This window comes from Bacillus sp. N5-665, assembly GCF_022637375.2.
Taxonomy (GTDB): domain Bacteria; phylum Bacillota; class Bacilli; order Bacillales; family Bacillaceae_G; genus Bacillus_A; species Bacillus_A wiedmannii.
In genome coordinates this window covers 3,746,329-3,765,784 of record NZ_CP093325.1, presented here as the reverse complement: position 1 = coordinate 3,765,784, position 19,456 = coordinate 3,746,329, and the positions used below count along the sequence as shown (strand labels likewise).

Here is a 19,456-nt window from a genome sequence, read left to right as displayed (position 1 = left end):
TTGCTATTAAAATAGGGCAATTTTTAAGTCTGATTAACAGTTAAATTTAAATAGTTAATTATATTGTTGGATTTCCCACTGGGAGTTATTAATAGAAATAACTATCTTTTAATCAAAAGACATTTACTTATGATTTAGAGTAAGTAAATGTCTTTATAATATAATAATATTAAATTTTACAGAAGCTATTGTTTATAAAATAGTATCCACTATCTTGTCTAAAAAGCTCCCATGTTCATGCCTTTATACAACAACAAATGCACAAAGTTTGAAGTTAAAATTTAAGTCTATATTAGTAACAAAAAATATTTATGAAAAATCTGCTTTCTTGCCTCATTAGGAGAACATGATAGTCTAAATTTATGTTAATGGGCATAGGAAAGGATTCTACAAACATTCAATACGATTGACAACACGAGATTACAAGTGTAATATTCAGTTGTGGATTACAAGTGTAATACAGGGAGGTGTAATTTTAAACAATGAAAGAATTACCTAAAATTTCGGAAGCCGAATTAGAAGTAATGAAAGTATTATGGTCAAAATCTCCACAAACAGCAAATGAGGTGATTGAAGCGTTAGAGGTGAAAATGGATTGGAAACCCAAAACGATTCGAACGCTGATTAATCGATTAGTTCACAAAGAAGCAGTTGCTTACCATCAAGATAAAGGGCGTATGTACGCTTATTATCCTTTGGTATCGCAAGATAGTTATTTACAAGTAGAAACGAAATCTTTACTTAAACGTTTCTATGGTGCAGCATTTAAACCTTTACTTGTAAATTTCTTAAAAGAAGAAAAGCTGTCTTCAGAAGATATTAACGAACTTAAACGTATTCTGGATGAGAAAACTGAGGAAAATCAGAGGAAGGATAGATTATAGTGATAGAAAAATTTATAAATATCTATCTACCTGCTTTTTTTGATTGGATGATTGAGACTTCCATTATGGCTAGTATATTAGTGGGCCTAATTTTGTGTATCAAGGTCTTGTTTAGAAATAAGTTAACTCCACGTTGGCAATATATGCTATGGATCATATTAATTATAAGACTTGTATTACCTTGGTCGCCAGATAGTTCCTATAGTATCTATTCTGTTCTTACTTACAAGAATGATGATGCATTCATTTCTAGCCGAAATCCTGTAGCTAATTTTCTTACAAAAGAGCGTATGCGAGAATTAAAAGATATAGACGATACAAAGGTTCTCACAAAAGAAGATACTTATACCTCAAGTTCAACAAAAACTGCTCAGACAAACAAGACACAAACAGGCATGAATGAAAAGCAGGATGATGAGACGATTTCATTTTATACAATCTTTATATACATTTGGCTTACTGGAGTTATCCTTCTAAGCTTTGCTACTTTTATAATGAACAGGCGTTTATTACTTTACATAAGAAAACAACCTGTTATTACAGATGAGAAGATTATCCAGATTTTTGAAAAGTGTAAGCACTCTATGTCTATTCAACGGAATATCCCTTTATTTGTATCTGGAAAGGTTTCCAGTCCAACAGTGTTCGGATTTATTCGTCCCAAGTTGTTATTGTCAACTGTACATATGGAAATATTAGATGAACAACAGTTACGATATATTTTTTATCATGAATTAGCTCACATCAAGCGAAGAGATGTTGGTGTGAACTGGCTTATGCATGGCTTACTCATTTTAAATTGGTTTAATCCAATTCTATGGTATGCCTACTCATGTATGCGGGAAGATCAAGAACTAGCATGCGATGCATTAGCTCTTACATGTATAGATTCAGAGGAACAAATTGCGTATGGACATACTATTATTAGTCTATTGGAACACTACTCAAGTTATTATCAAGTACCAAGTATAGCAAATTTTAGTAAAAACAAGAGAGCGTTAAAAAGGAGAATTCTAATGATTAAAAAATTCCAAAAAAAATCATATCGTTGGTCTGCGATAGGGGCTGTGGCAGTGATTGCAGTATCATCTGTATCCTTATTAAACGCCCGTGCTGATAAGCCGACTAACCCTGAGAAACAACAAATAGAAGCCAAAAATAATATGAAAGAATTAAAAACACAAACCGATATTCCTATACAGCAAATTGTAGAAAAAATGATTGGTACAAAAGAACAAGCAGAAGCAGAATTTTTTGTTTCAGAAGGAGACTATAATACTTTACTTACAGAACTTGGGGTGGCACGAAATCTGTTTACGAAAGAAGAATTTGAACGATTTATTGATTTAGAAACAGTGGCATCTACTTTAGGTAGAAAAGAAAAGTTAGACCCAGAAGAGGAAAAAAAATATGAGAAAAACAGTGAAGAAATTGGACCATTTAGAGATAAAATTTATTCGCATTTTAGATTAACTAAAAAGGAAGCACAGAAATATCTTGATTTTCCAATTAAGACCCCAAGTTATGTGGTAAAAGGGTATAAATTAACTGGACAAGATGTTCAAACACCGATGACTACTGAAAAAATGAATCCCACTATTGTTTCTCAATATCAAAATGAAGATAATGTGTATTTTGTGTACCAAACTGCAGATACTGATCAGGGAGAAAATTTGTCGAACAAAGTAACGGAGTATAATGAAAAGGTAACAAATTATGAATTAGAAGGTGCAAAAATAAGCTTAAAAGAAAGTCTCGATACAGAGGAACACTATAAATTCATGCAAATGATTGTTCCTGCAAAAGGAAAGAATAGCGCTTATCAAGTCATAATTCTTGCAGGTGATTTAAGTAAAGAAGAAACAGAGAAAATTATGCTGTCCTTTCTAAAATAAAAATAGAGTCTCAGGATCCCGTTCTTGAGGCTATATTTTTTAGCTTAAACGAAACCTATAAGTGGGAAGAGAAATTAGTATAGTCTATATAATAAAAAAGTAAAATGATATTTAGTTTTGCTAGCTTGATTGAGGTGGATAAAAAATAACAATTTAAAACATAAATTGAATCTAGGTAGGTATATTGTATGGAGAACAGGAGGGAGTATAATTCAAAAAGAAGTAATGGAAGAATACTAGCAAATGGTGATGTATTTTACCGCTATCACCTGGATCTCAAGTAAAACCTCATCATTTAGATATAGTTTTACTTGAGATGAGGCGGTTTGAGGTAGCAGATTCATATTAAAGCCAATTCCAGTGATCCATCTAAATTAGGAGAGAATAACTCATACTGTCAACTGATGCGAAAACGTGGAAAAAGAATCTACTTAGAAGTAAAGAGATTACTGTTATTGAATATACAACAGACTATAGTAAAGCGGTAGAAAAAGAAGAATACAAGCTAATAATGTATTCTTAAGTTTTTAAAGGACGTGAAATGAATATGAAACCAGTTTTAAAATATATAATTATTTCCCTTGTTTTTTCAATAGTAGGGGTGTGTTGGGCGCTGTTTGACATCTTTATGTTAGATGCAGACTGGCTATTGATTTGGATAGGTGTATTAATGGCATATCTATCGTTGTATATCGTGATAGGTCTATATAGTAGAAAATCGTACGACTCAAAATTGGCTAAAGTGCTTCTAAAAACAATAATTACAACCTTTAGTTTTGGAGCATTAGGATTATCATTCGGAGTTGTACACATGATATTAGGACCATTGAGCCTTACTTTAATGACATGGTATTGGTTTATAATGCTATTTTTATATTTAATACCCATAATATTATTAGTGATTTTAGTATTGGTAAATTGTAAAAATCATAATTTCCCTGGGGTATATAGTATACTTATACTTGTAAATATACTTCTTACGTTATGGCCGTTATTATGGCCGTTATTTATTACTTTTATGGGTTCTGGTATGAATGCAAGTGCAGGATGGTAGCAGCTCCACAGATTATAAAAGGGTTAAAAGAAAAAGGTTATTAACTTGAAGCTTATAACCAGAATAATCATTTTCCAATAAACTTCTGGCATGATAACCGAATATAAAAAATTATTTATTAGTTAAATGAATGGAATAAGAAATTAATGCAGGGTTTAAATATTTGTAAGAGCGTGTTTAGCAAAATATATAACAACACACTATTTTAACTGGCTATTTTTTATTATATAAATTTTAAAAATAGTATTGATTAAATGAAAAAGAGAGTTTTGCTCTCTTTTTTTGCATTTCAGCAAACCCTAATTAAATGTGAAGTGAAAATTCATTTGGAATTTATATTAGTAGCGAAAGATATTCAAGAAGTATCTACTTTCGTGTCTAAAAAGTATCCATTTTCATGTCTTTCTTGTACAAGGACATGAAAGTCTAAACTAAAATCTCATAAACAATCGTTGATACATTACCATTATAATAAATTTTGTAGGTACTTTCATGTTTCAATACTGGGACATGAAAGTCTAAACTTTTTGAACACAGGACACGAAACTCTAAACTACTAAGCCAGTAATAATCTAATAAGATGAAATATAGCTTTCATCTTATTAGATTTCCTGAGTATAATTGTTACATTTTTCATTCAAAAATATGAAATGTTTTTATTAGTTCATCCTTCTCTAAAAATTTCCATTAAAAGAAATATACATGATTTGAACCATAGTGAAACAATCAGATAAAATCAAAGCTCCTAACATATTATAAATGACCAATATGTTAGGAGCTTTGATTTAATAATAAATATTATTACACCTATTAAGAGTTTGGCATCGGTGTTGGAGTAACGTTTATACCTTCTTTCTTATATTGCTTGTCGATGTATTCACGAATTTCTAAAATAGAGGCTCCATTTTGCTTCATTAAAACAGCTTGGAAAGCAATATCTACACAAGCTGCTTGACTCATCGCATGTGATTCCCATGTAACTTCACCGTTCTCTTTAATTTCACGGATAAAACAATCTTTATTGCTTTTATGGTTAGAGTTTTCGTCACACCCACAGTAACAAGGAATCCATTGTAAGAGTTCGGTGTCTTTTCCTACCATTCCATAAATTTGAGAGACTTGTCCATTTGTGGTAGATGATAAAAAAGAAGGAAGAGTTTCTATATTAGCTGTTGTTTCTAGAGTATCGCCTTTAAAATGTTCACCTTTATTTTTTGTTTCTTGTAACTGATTTTGTGTGTGTTTGTTCTTAGTGGGTGATGAATCATTAACGGAACTACAGCCGATTAATAGGCTTACTAATAAAACTATAGGTATGATCTTTGACATCATACTGTCTCCTCTCTGTAGAAATTCCTTTATAGATAATGCTTCGATTTACATATTGTTTTTTATTAATTCGTTTTTGATCTCGTTAACAACATAAACAAAGTAATCATACAAAAAGCAATTAAAGCTAAAAATGGGATTGTGATAAAACCTAGCCAATTGATGTAATCAACATTACAAGGGACACCTTGGACGCATGGATTAATTTCTGAAACACCAGGGATTTTTTGTATTGCATAGTGATAAAGTGAAATACTTCCACCAATAATAGAAATTGGTAATATATACTTTTTAATGTTCTTTTCATTATAGAACGTGGCAATGCCTAAAATAATACAAAGCGGATACATCATTATTCGTTGAAACCAACACAATTCACATGGTATGAACCCCAGAATCTCACTGAAAAACAGGCTACCTAGTGTAGCAATCATTGACACAATCCATGCCATATATAAGGTGTAATTACGCCATTCAAAGTTCTTTTTTGTTGTATTCATCATTTCTTTTCCTTCAATGCTTTTTCAATTAAATTTTTGATTTGTTCATAATCATAAGGATCAGATAACATTGTTCCATTTACAACCATGCTCGGTGTTTGTTCTACACTGTAGTCTTGTGTTAGTTTTTCATCTCTGTTTACTTCTTCTTGTTCTGTTTGTTTTTTCAAATCTTCTTCGAGCTGAGTAGTGTTAATACTTGGTGTATATGTTTTTGCGATTTCTAATAGTTTTTCAGGAGTAATCCATGGATCATCGTGATTTTCTGGCTGTGCGTTAAATAATTCCTTATGGAAACTCCAATATGCTTGTGGGTCTTGTTTATAAACAGATTCAGCAGCTAAAGCAGACAATTTTGATTCTGTTCCGTGGAATAAAACATTCACATATGAAAATTTAACTTTCCCCGTATCAATATAGTCTTTTTGTAATTGAGGGAAGATACGCTCACCCCATGCTTTACAAGCAGGACACTTAAAGTCACCAAACTCAATAATAGACACTGGTGCATCTTCTTTTCCTAAAGTAGGTTGCTTACCGATAGGAGGTAAATCTTTTATCACTTTATTCGTAGCAACTTTTTCTTCTTTATTTAAAACGACGAAAGCTGTAACCACAGCGAAAATGATTAATGTGGTAATTAACAATAATTTTATGTGAGAGCCTTGTTTTTTCTTCATGTAAACACCTCGAATTTTTAGAGTTTAATAGGAACATAATAAGAAGGTTTTTAGTTATCGAATTCGTTTAATATCACGGATGATATCCTCATATGGTGTGTTTTGAAGGCCTGAATATTTCTTTACAACTTTTCCATCTTTGTCTACGAGATAGAAGCTCGTACCGTGTATAACTTGTGAGTTGTTTTCTGGTTTGGTTACAAGGGTTTGGAAGTTCTCTTTTGCAAACTTTTCAATGTCTGGTCTTGTATATCCTGTTAGGAAATGAGTTCTCTTTGTATCCATTTCATAGACCTTCATAAATTCCGTTATTTTTTCAGGTGTGTCTACTTCTGGATCTACACTGAATGATACAAACTCTACATCTTTAATTCCTTCTGCATGCAACATTTTTTGAAGTTTTGCCATATTGGCTGTCATAGGTGGGCAAACAGTCTGGCAGCTTGTAAAGATAAAATCAGCTACCCAAACCTTTTCTTTTAACTCAGATGAACCAAAATTTTTCCCATTTTGATCTGTAAATGCAAACTTTTCTACATCCCAATTTAGTGAATCTCTTAGTTTATTATCACTACATGCTCCTAAAATCGTAACTATGGAAATAAGCATAAGTAATCCAATTACACGCATTTTTTTCATATGTATACCCTTTCAAAATATATTTAAGGTACGGAGCTACTAGGTAGCCCCGAATCTTATTATTTGTTTCGTAATAAACGCATACTGTTAAGTATTACAATAAGCGCAGCCCCTGTATCACTTAGTACAGCCATCCAAAGAGTAAGCCAACCTGGGAAGATAAAGGCAAGGGCAATGAATTTAATAATCAATGAGAACCATATATTTTGTTTAATGATGTGCAATGCTTTTCGGCTTAGTTTCATTGTATAAGGAAGTTTTTCAAGATTGTCTGCCATCAATACAATATCTGCCGTTTCCATTGCTGTATCAGTTCTTGCACCACCCATGGCAATACCAAGGTTTGCAGTAGCAAGGGCAGGGGCATCATTAATACCATCCCCGATCATAGCTACTGTTTTCCCTTCAGATTGAAGTTGTTTTACAGAATGAACCTTATCTTCAGGAAGTAAGTTAGCAAAATAACGATCTACTTTTGCTTTCTGTGCAATGTGTTCAGCTGTTCCTTCATTGTCTCCTGTTAACATAACAGTTTCACGAATACCTGATTGTTTTAATTCTTGAATTGTTCCATAAGTAGTAGAACGAATGGAATCTGCTACTGAAATCATTCCTAAAATAACTTTATTTGTTCCAACAAGTATCACGGTTTGACCAATTCGTTGCATTTCCCTAATCGGTTCGTTCCACATTTGCAGCGAAACTCCAAACTCTTCATATAATGCTTTATTTCCAGCGTAGTATGTTTCATCATTTATCGTTACTTGAGCACCTTTTCCTACAATTGCACGGAAGTCAGTTCCACTTTGAATAGAAGTTTGATGTTCTTTCGCATAAGCCGTAATTGCTTTTGCAATTGGATGGTTAGAATATTCTTCGATTGTTGCTGCAATTGATAATAATTCATCTTCAGTACAATCTAAGCTTCGTACATGCATTACTTTTGGTTTTCCTTCGGTTAATGTTCCTGTTTTATCAAATGCGATAGCATTTAATGAACCTGCGACTTCTAGAGCTGTACCACCTTTAATAAGTACACCGTTTCTTGCTGCATTTCCAATTGCAGATACAATAGCGACTGGAGTAGAGATAACTAAAGCACAAGGACAAGCGACAACAAGCAGTTCCAATCCTTTATAAATCCATTCCATCCATTCGCCCATACCAAGAAGGGGAGGGATGAGCATGACACCAATGGCTAATGCAAAAACAATAGGTGTATAGATTTTTGCGAAACGATCCACAAATGCTTCTGTAGGTGCCTTCTTTTCTTGTGCTTCTTCTACGAGATGAATAATTCGAGATAAAGTAGTGTCTTCAACGAGTTTAGTGACTGTAATCTCAAGAGAACTTTCTTCATTAATCGTTCCTGCATATACAGAATCGCCAATTTGTTTATCGACCGGAATAGATTCGCCAGTTATCGGTGCTTGGTTTACAGTAGAAGTTCCTCCTATAACTGTGCCGTCTAATGGGATTTTTTCACCAGGCTTTACGACAATCGTTGTATTCACTGCAATATCATCTACAGATTTTTTTATAAGTTCAGTTCCAACTTTTACCCAAGCTTCTGATGGCGCTAAATCAATCAGTCCGCGAATAGATTCACGTGTACGTTCAATTGATTTATTTTGTAAGGTTGCTCCTAATGCAAATAACCAAACAACGGTTGCTCCTTCTAGCCATTGACCGATTAATGCAGCACCAATAGCAGCCGATATCATGAGAACATTCATATCAAGTGATTTACTTCTGATTGCATAAAAGGCACTTTTTGCAGGTTTATAACCACCAATACCAATGCTTGCCGCATAGAGAAGTGTAATAAGAAGAGGTGATATGTTTGTAAAACTTCCTCCAAATCCTAAAGCTAAAAATAACCCTGAAAGAATCAAAGTTGTATTTTTTGATTTCGAAACAGGTGCCGCTCCTCTACGAGTTCCTGCTAAGGAGGCTTCAAATCCTGCATTAGATACTTCTTTAATAATGTCATCTGCATTTCGATTATGACGAATTTGCATTTTTCCTGTAGCGAAATTAACTCGAACTTCCTCAACGCCAGAAACATTTTGTAGATGTTTTTCGATTGTTAAGGCACAAGCTCCGCAGTCCATACCATCTACCACATATGTTTGTACACCATCTCCTGTTACTTTCTGATTATCACGGGGTGATGGGGATTCGCATGAGCTATCACTACAACATGAAGTTTCTGATGTTACTTCTTCTATTTGTATGGCGGATGCAGAAGAGCAACATGAGGATTCCTTTTCTGGTTTAGGTTCACAACAAGAAGCAGAAGAGGTATTCACTGTTTTCGCAGTATCAGTGTTACTACTACAACATGAATCTTTCTTAGCGATTGGAACAATTGGAATCTCTTTTTTAGAGGAACAACATGAGTTTGTTTCTTTTGTTTTTTCTATTTTCACAGTATCTTTGTCACTACTACAACAGGAAACCTCCTTAGTAGCAACGGGAACAATTGGAATTTCTTTTTTTGAAGAGCAACATGATGAATTTTCCTTTTGTATTCCTTCTTTAGTAGGAGTTGATGAAGACTCACTGTGAGAAGAAGTTTGACAGCAACTCGTTTGTTTTTCTTTCTTATCTGTCATGACAACTCTCTCCCTTTTGAGATAAGCATGCATCGTTTTTATCACATGATGCTACCTCGTTTTGAACTTCATGAAATACAACGTCAAACATTATAAGTAACTGTTCGATTTGTGCATTTCGTAAAGAATAGTAGACATACTTTCCTTCTTGTCTTCCAAGAATAATGCCACATCCTTTTAAACAGTTCAGGTGTTGAGATATGTTTGACTGATTTCCGTTGATGATTTCTACAATTTCAGATACCGTTTTTTCCCCATCCATCATACATTGAAGAATGTGAAGCCTTGTTTTATCAGCAAAACCACGGATAAATTTGGCTTTTATATCTAAATTATTTGTATTGCACAATTGTATTCACTCCAATCGTATTAGAAATTACTAATATGTTTATTATTCATTCATATTAGCATTGACTAATATGTGTGTCAAAATAATTATAAAAAGTCTGAAAAATATCATTTGCTCCATTTTTATCTATAAGTGCTAAGGATAAATTGGATAAAAACCCCTTGACGTGGAAAAAGGGAATGCTATAATTAACGAAAATATATGAACATATGAACAATTGTTCATATGTAAGACTTGAAAAGTAGGTAATGGGGGCGGATGCATGTTAGACGTTATTGTAATTGGTGCTGGGCAAGCTGGATTAAGTATGGGCTATTACTTGAAAAAAGAAGGCTACGATTTTGTAATATTTGAGGGAGAAAAGAGAATTGGAGATTCGTGGAGAAACAGGTATGACTCTTTGGTTCTATTTACACCTAAATCGTATAGTTCATTGCCAGGTATGAAATTAGAAGGAGATAAAAATGCGTTTCCTACAAAAGATGAAATTGCAGATTATCTTGAAATATATACTGTTCATTTTTCGTTGCCAGTACAGTTGGAAACGACTGTACATAAAGTACAAAAAACAGAAAGTACGTTTGAAGTATCTACCGATAAAGGAGTATTTCTTTCTAAGCATGTTATCATCGCTTCTGGTGCTTTTCAGAAACCATTTATGCCTTCAATTTCACAACATCTCTCACAAGAGGTATTTCAAATCCATTCTTCTCAATATCAATCACCAAAGAAAATTCCAGGTGGTCCTGTCCTTGTAATAGGAGGAGGAAACTCTGGTACGCAAATTGCGACTGAACTTGCAGAGAGTCGAGATGTAACGATTGCTATTAGTCACCCATTTAAATTTTTACCACTCAAAATCATAGGAAAAAGCATATTTCATTGGTTAGAAAAGATTGGGCTCTTATATGCAGGAACTGATACAAGACGCGGATTATGGTTTCGAAAACAAAGTGATCCTATTTTTGGTTTTGAATTAAAAAAATTAATTCGTGATGAAAGTGTTGGAGTCAAGCCAAGAGTGACAAAAGTACATGAAAGAGAAGTCACCTTCGACGATAACAGTAAGATAAGTGTACAAAATATTATTTGGTCAACAGGTTTTACGCCTGATTACAAATGGATAGATATAAAAGGGGTTTTAGATGGAAAAGGTTTTCCTATTCACAACAGAGGTGTTAGTCCAATCCAAGGATTATATTATATTGGATTGCCGTGGCAACATCAAAGGGGATCAGCACTTATTTGTGGAGTGGGGAGGGATGCTAAATTTTTACATTCGGTTATAAAAAAAGAGCTTTATAAAAAATAATACAAATAAAATTATTGAATTTAATATTAATTTATATCGAGAAAATTTATATTTGTAAAATCGAATAAAAAAATTGGTTATTTACTTTATAGCATTAAATTTAGTAGCTACATATACTGGCTATTAAGTTATATGTAAAGGGGGACTGAGAATGAATCAAGAAAATAGATATCCTTACTATAACCACTATGATCATCATCATCACGACCACCACCATCATGATCACCATCATCATCCGTATTATTATGATCACCATTATTATCCGCATTATCAATCATATCATCATAATGGGCATGGACATTATGACCACCATCACCATCATCATAATGGGCATGGTCATTATAATGGTCACGGTCACAGATAAAAAAACAAAGAAAAAGAAAAAGAAAAATGTCTTTTCTTTTTCTTTTTCTTTGTTTTATCTGATTACCCAAACATATTGTCCAGGACGCCAATCCCAATGATTTCCATGTTCAAAGTAATGTGCTGGAGCCCAAAACCAAACACCACCAGGAACAGGGCCTGATCCCGTTGGTGGTGGACCTTGATGACCATTTGTTGTAGATAAATCTATCCACACGTTCTGGCCAGGTCGCATATCCCAATGATCGCCATGTTTAAAGTAGTGTTGTGGGAGATAGAACCATTGTCCATTCTGTGTTGGAGGTGGTATGGGTCTCTCATTTTCTGTTAATGGATAATAGTAATTATTATAAGGATAGTTAATTGACATGATATTTTGTACCTTCTTTCATAAAAAATAAATATTATTTTGAAATACAAACCTTTTTAAAAAACAAGCATAGTATAAATTAGTAAATTACATTAGTGATGATTTCCCCAGTAACCTGGGTGCCAATCCCAGTATGCTTTGTGCCAATCCCAATGTGGGGGATGCCATTTCCATTGACCTGGATGGCATCCCCATGGGTGACAATGACTTGGATACCAATCCCAATGGCCAGAATGATAATCAAGGTGACCTGTGTGATAATCCCAATGGCCAGAATGCCAAGGTGTTGGCGTTTGAGAGTAAATAGGTGCTCTCATACTAATACCTCCTTCATAAGTAATGATTCTTCAGTCAACACATCTTATTTGGTTGTTAATTAATTGGTAATTTGTCTAAATAAAAACGGGCAGTTCATTTAAATATTAAAACACTTAAATGAACTGCCCATTTTTATAATTTAGCGGATATGAGGAAAGCATGACAGTTATATGAGATGCTTTTTTGAGATTGCAAAAAGGAATTTTAGAGGGTTTTTTATTGAATAAATTATTTCCTTCCTAATCTATTTATTTGGTTTAACCTTAGATTAAATGAATATTATATAAATCTAGAAAATTTCAGTTTAGACTTTCATGTCCTTGTACAACATCTGTGATAAGAAGGGAGGTTCAGTTCCATTTTGTCAACTGTTCGTTAAATTCCTATTTAACGAACAGTTTGATGCTGGAATAGAATTGATTATAGTAGAGGTACCAATCATGTATTGGTGCCTCTATTCTTTTGTGAAAAACTACTAGGTAATTAATATGTAATTTATGAGTTTATACAAATGTAATTCTAACCTATAAATTCTAATATTTAGTTTGAATGTTAATTTATTTTATTCGATCGATTTGAGGTGCGTAACATAGGTAAGAAAGAAATATTAGTCGCTAAAAATAAAATTTTAATGTCCTGATACATCACATAGAATATGTAGAAATGGAAATAGCGCTTTTGTCCGCTATATTATATTACTGAATATGAAAGGTTTTTAAATAGTCTGTCAATAATCAACTTGTTGTTGATGATGGAAAGTTTGTCACGGATATATGTGATGTACTCATTACAACACTAGAAACTTTATTTTTTAATCTGTCTACCTTAAGGGGAGCATATCAGGTCTTCTCCACAGCCTATTTTTGTATCTTAACTTCTTTTTATGTGTTAACACTGATAAAAAAAGATAGATTTTTTAGGATGACGCTTTAAAAATCATTGTGACGAACGTATAGCTATTTATGTAGAAGAGTTAGTTTTGAAAAAACATTTCCTTCAAACAATTGAGACGACAACTAGTTTTGATTTTATTATGGAAAAGCTATCCATTTCTAAAAGGATAGCTTTTTTCTTGAACGAATAAATATTCAAAAGAATGTCGCATCTTTCTGTTCATATTTCTGCTATAATATATAACGCTTTATAATATTTTATACTTAAGGAGAACAATTCATGAAGCAAAAAAAGAGCCATTTAATGGTAATGGCACTTGTTACAACTTTATTATTAACAGCTTGTAATAATAAAGCGAATAAAAGTGATGCAGAAGCTAAAAAACAAGTGTTAAATGTAACAGTATCAGAAGAAATTCCTTCTCTTGATACTGCGAAAACGATGGATGGTACATCAGCGCACGTTATGCAAAACATATTTGAAGGTTTGTATGTATTAGATGATCAAGATCAGCCTATTCCAGCAGTAGCAAAATCGTTTAAAAGAAGTAAAGATGGTAAAAAATATACATTTGATTTGCGTAAAGATACAAAATGGTCAAATGGAGACAGTGTGACAGCAAATGATTTTATGTTTGCGTGGAAACGTGCAATTAAACCTGAAACAGCATCTCAATATGCGTACATGCTCTTTCATGTGAAAAATGCGAAAGAAATTAATAAAGGAACAATGCCTCTTGATACACTTGGGGTTAAAGCAATAAATGATTATACGTTAGAAGTGGAACTCGAACAGCCAATTCCGTATTTTTTACAGTTGTTAGCACTGCCGATTTACTTACCACAGCATGAATCATTTTTGAAAGAACAAGGAAAGAATTATGCATTGGAACCTAGTAATCTCATATATAACGGGCCATTTGTATTAGAGAAATGGAAGCATGAACAAGAGTTTCAATTAAAGAAGAATGCTACATATTGGGATGAAAAGAAAGTGAAATTAGACGAGATAAACTTTCAAATTGTAAAGGATACAATGACGGCTGTTAATTTATACGAAGCTGGTGATTTAGACCGGGTGTCTATTAATTCTCAATTTGTAGACAAGTATAAAGGGAATAAGGAATTACATATGTCGAGCGATCCTGGAATTGCTATGATACGTTTTAATGAGAAAAATAGTGCGTTAGCAAATAAAAAGGTGCGCCAATCTATTTCATTAGCGTTAAATAAAGAAGATTTCGTTGCTCACTTTATTAATAACGGGGCAAAGTCTGCAAGTGGACTTGTACCGGCTGGTCATATAAATGAAGAGACTGGTAAAGATTTGAGAAAAGAAAATGGAGATCTTTCTCCATATGATTTGCAAAATGCGAAAAAGATTTGGGAAGAAGCGAAAAAAGAACTGGGAGTAGAAGAAGTAAACCTCGAGTTTTTAACGTATGAACAAGATAATGCAAAACGTATGGCAGAATATATAAAAGGTGACTTAGAAAAGCATTTGCAAGGACTCACGATACAAATTAATCAACAGCCATTTAAGCAAAAATTACAGTTAGAACAAACAGGAGATTACGATATATCTATGGCAAATTGGGGACCGGATTATAAAGACCCAATTAGTTATTTAGAACTCTTTACGACGGATAATCAGAATAACAAAATGAATTATTCTAACCTTCACTACGATGAATTAATAAAGAAAGCGAAAAGCGATTTTGTACTAGATCAAAAGAAAAGATGGGAAGCATTGCAAGAGGCCGAGCGTATTCTGCTAGAGGATGCTGCAGTTGCACCGCTTTATCAAATGGGATCAGCTTACATACAAAAGGATTATGTAAAAGGAATTGAGAAGCATCAATTTGGTGGTGTTTATACGTATAAGAATGCTTATATCGCTAATGAATAAATACAAAAAACCTTACTTTTTAAAAAGTAAGGTTTTTTTAAAGAGTACATGGAATAAGGGAATACAGTACAAATCAGCATACAAACAATCTCTTGTTGTAACTATGTTTGTTTTTAATTATATAAAAAATATTAGATTATATATTTTGTCATTGATATACTTAAAAGGTAATTGAGGTATTAAGATGAATCGATAGCGATGTTTGTGTATAATTATTTGAGTATTATAAAAATAAGGGAGCTTAAGTGTTTGATTTGAACGGGGCTTTTTCTATATGAATTAATGGATATGTATAATACTTGGGGATATTAATTTGGGAATCTCGGGGGATCCTTTGAAGCTAGAAAAAGCAGAGTCAAATTCCATGTACCATTAGGTCCTGGTGTAGGTTTATGGGATTTGGTTTAGAAGTTAATGTTAAGGAATAAAGGGGATAATTAGTATGAATAAGAAAGTAAAAAGATTTAAATATTTTATGGTTGTATTAGCCTGTATTGCAATTTTGGGTACAATTTTACCTAATGCATTAGATCCAAATGAAACATTAGCAGGTAACATCTCAGTTGCAGTTTTTGGTACAATGGGTACTTGTTTATTATTTTCTATTACTTATTTTATTATAAAAACAGCTATTTTAAGAGGTGGGAAATAAGATGGTACAAAATTTAGAGTTAGAAATTTAATTCATATACATAAAAAAGGAGAATTTCTATGAAATTACTACGTTTATTTATGATTCTCACTCTTGTTGTATTGTTAAGCGCATGCAATACAGCAACACAAGTCACAAAGGTTCAAAAAAATGGCGAAACGACTTTAAAAATTGGTTCGTTGCAAGGGTATTACGATGTGCAAACGATTAAAGCTGAAAAAGGAAATGTGGAAATTCCTTATGAAGCAGCCGTTGAAGAAGGTACGATTTTATTGCAAGTTACAAAAGGTGATAAGGTTATTTATGAAGAAGAAGTCACTTCTCAACAAGAAGGTCTGCTTTCTTTTGAAGCGCCAAAATCCGGATCATATGATTTAATTGTACGAGTGAAGGGTGAAAAAGAGAAAGCAAAAGAAATTCAAATACATACTAAGCTATGAAAAAATGGCAAGTGGAGTGCACCCGCTTGCCGTTTCTATTTTCGGTTGATTCTATCACAACAAATGTTTATTAATGTAAGAAATGCTTCGCTGAGTCCTGCTGTTTATTCCGCCGAAATTCCTGATGAAGTTAAAATAAGAGATGAACAAAAGAATGTGTTACAAACTTGGCATGTTAGAAACGAAATTGATAACTCTCTTTTACATGATAAAAAGACTCGGTTTGATGCATTTGTATTTGAAAGAGATATAGATGGTAAAGGGGAGATAAGGTGATAATCTTTTTAGAGAAGATGTCCCAGACCATACTACTGATATTGATTATATATGGGGGTAAATAAGTTGAAAAATATTGAGGTTCTAAATAAATACATTGAAGGGTTTTCTAATACTCTCCCTACGTGGTTAAAGTATCTAATCGAGGCAGAGGAGATACATCAAAACTATGAGAATGTACAAGTACTTGGTGAATTAAAAACAGATGCGGTGTTGTACTATGTACACCGTACGCTGCAAGTGTTAGATGGATTGTCTTTAGATGAAGAAGCGTATCGCATTATTGAAAAAGTACTAACGTATAGTGAGCTTGCAAAGGTAGGCTCTTTAAAACAGCGAGAGAAATGGAAGAAGAACGGAATCAATCTATTGGTACATAACGAGGGTTCTGCTGATATCTTTAGTGATATTCAGTTTATCGAACATATAGAGACAAACTTAAACTCTACTGAGTATTTGTTTGTTCGAGATTTAATTAGAACACATGGATTAATCGGGCAGTATATCCGCGGAGAGGCTCGTTTGAACTCTCATATTGATTTAATTGACACATATAAAGAAGAATACGGAGACGTTAGGTTAAAGGAGATTCTATACTATCTTAATCAATGTATTATTGAAGGTGTATCAAAATCTTTGTGGAGCGAAGTAAAGAACGATGTGAAGATTACAATTGATGGGCTATTTGATGGTTATGTGGAGCCATTTACTTCTCGTGTACATAGACTCACGCCAAAACATAAGGAGTCAGTATTTGAAAAAGATATAATTATGGGGAGCGAGAAGAGAGACGTTCAAACATTTTTATCTGATAAGGATTTGTGGTATGTAGAACCGTCTATGCATGCCCTTAGCTTCGAGGATATTTGGACAGTTTTTGTTATGTTAAAGAACGAGATAGGCACTAGAAAGGTTCAGCATATCCATTTCGAGAAATTGATGCAGCAGTTGCACTATGATTTCAAAGGCGAGAAGAAGGACAATGTGTATCGTAAGCGGGTTATTGAGAAGTATCTACGGGAGTACCGTGAGAACGAGAAGCCGAATACAACACATGTTTCTTTTGAGGTTAAAGTCGATGAAGATATGAAGACTGCGTATGTGTCATTTCAGTTTTCTGCTGTAGGTGAAGCGTTAATCATCTTCTGTGTAGAGGCAGAAAAGATAGATATGATGCATGCTCGGGCAAATGTACTGCTCTTTGATTTCTTCGGGTTACGAAAGGATGCATATGATAGATTCCATAACGAAGAAGTGTATTTGGAGCATATGAATAGTTCGGCTGATGATAAACGAATTATTCTTGATTATATAAAGGGAGATACGATTGTAGATGTCGGATCCGGTGGTGGTGTTATGCTAGACATGATTGAAGAAGAGACCGAGGATAAACGAATCTACGGTATCGATATTTCCGAAAATGTGATTGATACGTTGAAAAAGAAGAAACAGGACGAAAGTCGTTCTTGGGACGTCATTAAAGGGGATGCAATCAACTTAGGTAGCTCGTTTGATAAAGAATCGGTTGATACGATTGTGTATTCTTCTATCCTTCATGAGCTGTTCTCTTATATTGAGTATGAAGGTAAGAAATTCAATCATGAAGTAATTAAAAAGGGGTTACAGAGTGCTTACGAGGTGATAAAGCCAGGAGGTCGTATTATCATTCGTGATGGCATCATGACTGAAGATAAAATGTTAATGCGTGTGATTCATTTTAAAGATGCAGGTGGAATGAAGTTCTTAGAGCAGTATGTCCGTGAATTTAAGGGGCGTATAATCCAGTATGAGGTACTTGCAGACAATACAGTCAAAATGCCTGTTAACGATGCGATGGAGTTCTTATATACGTATACATGGGGTGAGGATTCCTTTGTTCACGAGGTGCAAGAGCAGTTTGGAATCTTTACGCCAAACGACTATAAGGATTTCGTAAAGGGTATCTTTGGAGATAAAGTAAACATCGTTCAAGCTATGAACTATTTACAGGATGGATATACACAACATCTTAGCGAGAAAATCGATTTTAAAGATGAGTCTGGGAATGCGGTTGTGCTACCGGATAGTACGTTCTTTATGGTTTTAGAAAAGAGGTAATGATATTGAAAACTTATAAAAAGTTTAGTTTGTGGGTTTCGATATGTTTGTGGAGGATCTCGTTCTAAATCATATGCAATGACGGGAGATTACATGGAAAGCGAACCTTTCTGTGTATACATTCCAAATGCATTGCGAAAACAGAAAAAGAACGTAAAAAAGGGACATGAGTAAGAATATGCTCATGCCCTTTGTTTAGATTATATAATTTATTGTACTTCGCATCAGTCGTATGATGATCTAAGAAATGAAAAACGCTCGGTTTCCCATCTTTCGTTAAAAATCCACTATCTTGATTCATTATGCTGAAACGAGTTTTTACGTATAATTTCTATTAAACTCATTTTAATAAAGAATAATAATTTGTATCATATGGGATATCATCTTGATACATATAATTTTTTAGAACGCCTTCTTTTTCAAATCCTAATTTTAATAGCACTTTATTGGAAGCTTCATTTTCAAGAAATACAATTGCTCCGATCCGTTTTAAATGAAGTGTGTGGAAACCGTATGATATAACTTCAGAAACAGCCTCCGTCGCATATCCTTTTCCCCAGTGTTCAGGGAGAAAGGCATAACTTATATTGGCTCGTTTATGCTCAGAAGACCAATCGTGAAAACCAATGGTACCAATGAGTTCTTTATTGTCTTTTAATTCGATTCCCCACTTTATACCGCTTCTTGCATTGTAACTGAGCTTAAAGTTATGAATGACTTGTTTCACATGATCAACATTTTGTAATGGTTTTTGGCCATAATAGCGCAGTACATCAGTATTAGAAAAGCATTGTAGTATACTCGGTGCATCTTCTTCGGTAAGATCTCGTAAAATGAGTCGGTCGGTTTTTAATATAGGAAACATGCTTTCACTCCAT

18 protein-coding genes and 2 pseudogenes are annotated in these 19,456 nt (G+C 33.6%); 11 read left to right on the top strand and 9 right to left on the bottom strand.

Annotated elements, in window-relative coordinates; genetic code table 11:
• The first annotated feature begins 482 nt into the window (after positions 1 to 482).
• The 4 genes and pseudogenes from MNO09_RS21850 to MNO09_RS21835 form a co-directional block, all read left to right on the top strand.
• Entirely contained in the window at positions 483 to 884 is a 402-nt protein-coding gene (locus tag MNO09_RS21850) for a BlaI/MecI/CopY family transcriptional regulator (protein WP_000661423.1), read from the top strand.
• Positions 884 to 2,779, top strand: coding sequence for a M56 family metallopeptidase (locus MNO09_RS21845; protein WP_241950052.1), 1,896 nt, complete (start codon positions 884 to 886; stop codon positions 2,777 to 2,779). Before MNO09_RS21850 ends, MNO09_RS21845 begins: the two co-directional genes overlap by 1 nt.
• A gap of 547 nt (positions 2,780 to 3,326) precedes the next feature.
• The gene (locus tag MNO09_RS21840; RefSeq protein ID WP_000805758.1) at positions 3,327 to 3,833 is read left to right on the top strand and encodes a DUF3902 family protein; all 507 of its coding nucleotides are present in this window, start codon (positions 3,327 to 3,329) and stop codon (positions 3,831 to 3,833) included.
• Positions 3,833 to 3,940, top strand: a pseudogene (locus tag MNO09_RS21835) (polysaccharide deacetylase); the annotation flags it as partial. The gene MNO09_RS21840 and the pseudogene MNO09_RS21835, both read left to right, overlap by 1 nt.
• 703 nt (positions 3,941 to 4,643) lie before the next feature.
• Here the strand turns inward: MNO09_RS21835 and MNO09_RS21830 are convergent.
• The 6 genes from MNO09_RS21830 to MNO09_RS21805 form a co-directional block, all read right to left on the bottom strand.
• Positions 4,644 to 5,162, bottom strand: a complete 519-nt coding sequence (locus MNO09_RS21830; RefSeq protein WP_088107095.1) for a PCYCGC motif-containing (lipo)protein — start codon at positions 5,160 to 5,162, stop codon at positions 4,644 to 4,646.
• Positions 5,163 to 5,227: 65 nt separating this feature from the next.
• Positions 5,228 to 5,665, bottom strand: a complete 438-nt coding sequence (locus MNO09_RS21825; protein WP_070168676.1) for a disulfide oxidoreductase — start codon at positions 5,663 to 5,665, stop codon at positions 5,228 to 5,230.
• Positions 5,662 to 6,342, bottom strand: a complete 681-nt coding sequence (locus MNO09_RS21820) for a DsbA family protein (protein WP_088107096.1) — start codon at positions 6,340 to 6,342, stop codon at positions 5,662 to 5,664. Before MNO09_RS21820 ends, MNO09_RS21825 begins: the two co-directional genes overlap by 4 nt.
• A gap of 54 nt (positions 6,343 to 6,396) precedes the next feature.
• Complete coding sequence (locus MNO09_RS21815) at positions 6,397 to 6,981, bottom strand: SCO family protein (protein ID WP_000738790.1); 585 nt, start codon at positions 6,979 to 6,981, stop codon at positions 6,397 to 6,399.
• A gap of 59 nt (positions 6,982 to 7,040) precedes the next feature.
• Positions 7,041 to 9,599, bottom strand: coding sequence for a heavy metal translocating P-type ATPase (locus tag MNO09_RS21810; RefSeq protein ID WP_241950051.1), 2,559 nt, complete (start codon positions 9,597 to 9,599; stop codon positions 7,041 to 7,043).
• On the bottom strand, positions 9,589 to 9,948 hold the full coding sequence (locus tag MNO09_RS21805; RefSeq protein ID WP_088107097.1) for an ArsR/SmtB family transcription factor: 360 nt from the start codon (positions 9,946 to 9,948) through the stop codon (positions 9,589 to 9,591). The genes MNO09_RS21810 and MNO09_RS21805 overlap by 11 nt, the downstream gene beginning before the upstream one ends.
• A 262-nt stretch (positions 9,949 to 10,210) precedes the next feature.
• Between MNO09_RS21805 and MNO09_RS21800 the strand changes: the two genes are divergently transcribed.
• Positions 10,211 to 11,260 (top strand): flavin-containing monooxygenase, encoded by a 1,050-nt coding sequence (locus MNO09_RS21800; RefSeq protein WP_000887815.1) that lies wholly within the window; start codon positions 10,211 to 10,213, stop codon positions 11,258 to 11,260.
• Between the two features lie 151 nt (positions 11,261 to 11,411).
• A complete protein-coding gene (locus MNO09_RS21795; RefSeq protein ID WP_078183614.1) occupies positions 11,412 to 11,624 on the top strand; it encodes a hypothetical protein in 213 nt (70 codons plus the stop codon).
• 54 nt (positions 11,625 to 11,678) lie between these two features.
• Here the strand turns inward: MNO09_RS21795 and MNO09_RS21790 are convergent, their stop codons facing one another.
• Complete coding sequence (locus MNO09_RS21790) at positions 11,679 to 11,993, bottom strand: hypothetical protein (protein ID WP_000026687.1); 315 nt, start codon at positions 11,991 to 11,993, stop codon at positions 11,679 to 11,681.
• Positions 11,994 to 12,085: 92 nt separating this feature from the next.
• Positions 12,086 to 12,310: a hypothetical protein gene (locus MNO09_RS21785; protein ID WP_001202568.1), complete on the bottom strand. Its 225-nt coding sequence runs from the start codon at positions 12,308 to 12,310 to the stop codon at positions 12,086 to 12,088.
• A gap of 1,174 nt (positions 12,311 to 13,484) precedes the next feature.
• Here MNO09_RS21785 and MNO09_RS21780 point away from each other — a divergent pair.
• The 5 genes and pseudogenes from MNO09_RS21780 to MNO09_RS21760 form a co-directional block, all read left to right on the top strand.
• Positions 13,485 to 15,113: a peptide ABC transporter substrate-binding protein gene (locus MNO09_RS21780; RefSeq protein ID WP_000810615.1), complete on the top strand. Its 1,629-nt coding sequence runs from the start codon at positions 13,485 to 13,487 to the stop codon at positions 15,111 to 15,113.
• Positions 15,114 to 15,555: 442 nt separating this feature from the next.
• Positions 15,556 to 15,765, top strand: coding sequence for a hypothetical protein (locus MNO09_RS21775; protein ID WP_088107098.1), 210 nt, complete (start codon positions 15,556 to 15,558; stop codon positions 15,763 to 15,765).
• A 59-nt stretch (positions 15,766 to 15,824) separates the two neighbouring features.
• On the top strand, positions 15,825 to 16,205 hold the full coding sequence (locus MNO09_RS21770) for a BA_1872 family lipoprotein (protein WP_000771817.1): 381 nt from the start codon (positions 15,825 to 15,827) through the stop codon (positions 16,203 to 16,205).
• 327 nt (positions 16,206 to 16,532) lie between these two features.
• On the top strand, positions 16,533 to 18,578 hold the full coding sequence (locus MNO09_RS21765) for a class I SAM-dependent methyltransferase (RefSeq protein ID WP_078176846.1): 2,046 nt from the start codon (positions 16,533 to 16,535) through the stop codon (positions 18,576 to 18,578).
• Positions 18,579 to 18,605: 27 nt separating this feature from the next.
• Positions 18,606 to 18,752: pseudogene (locus MNO09_RS21760) on the top strand (radical SAM/SPASM domain-containing protein); the annotation flags it as partial.
• Between the two features lie 166 nt (positions 18,753 to 18,918).
• Here the strand turns inward: MNO09_RS21760 and MNO09_RS21755 are convergent.
• Entirely contained in the window at positions 18,919 to 19,443 is a 525-nt protein-coding gene (locus MNO09_RS21755; protein WP_000483961.1) for a GNAT family N-acetyltransferase, read from the bottom strand.
• Between the last annotated feature and the right edge of the window lie 13 nt (positions 19,444 to 19,456).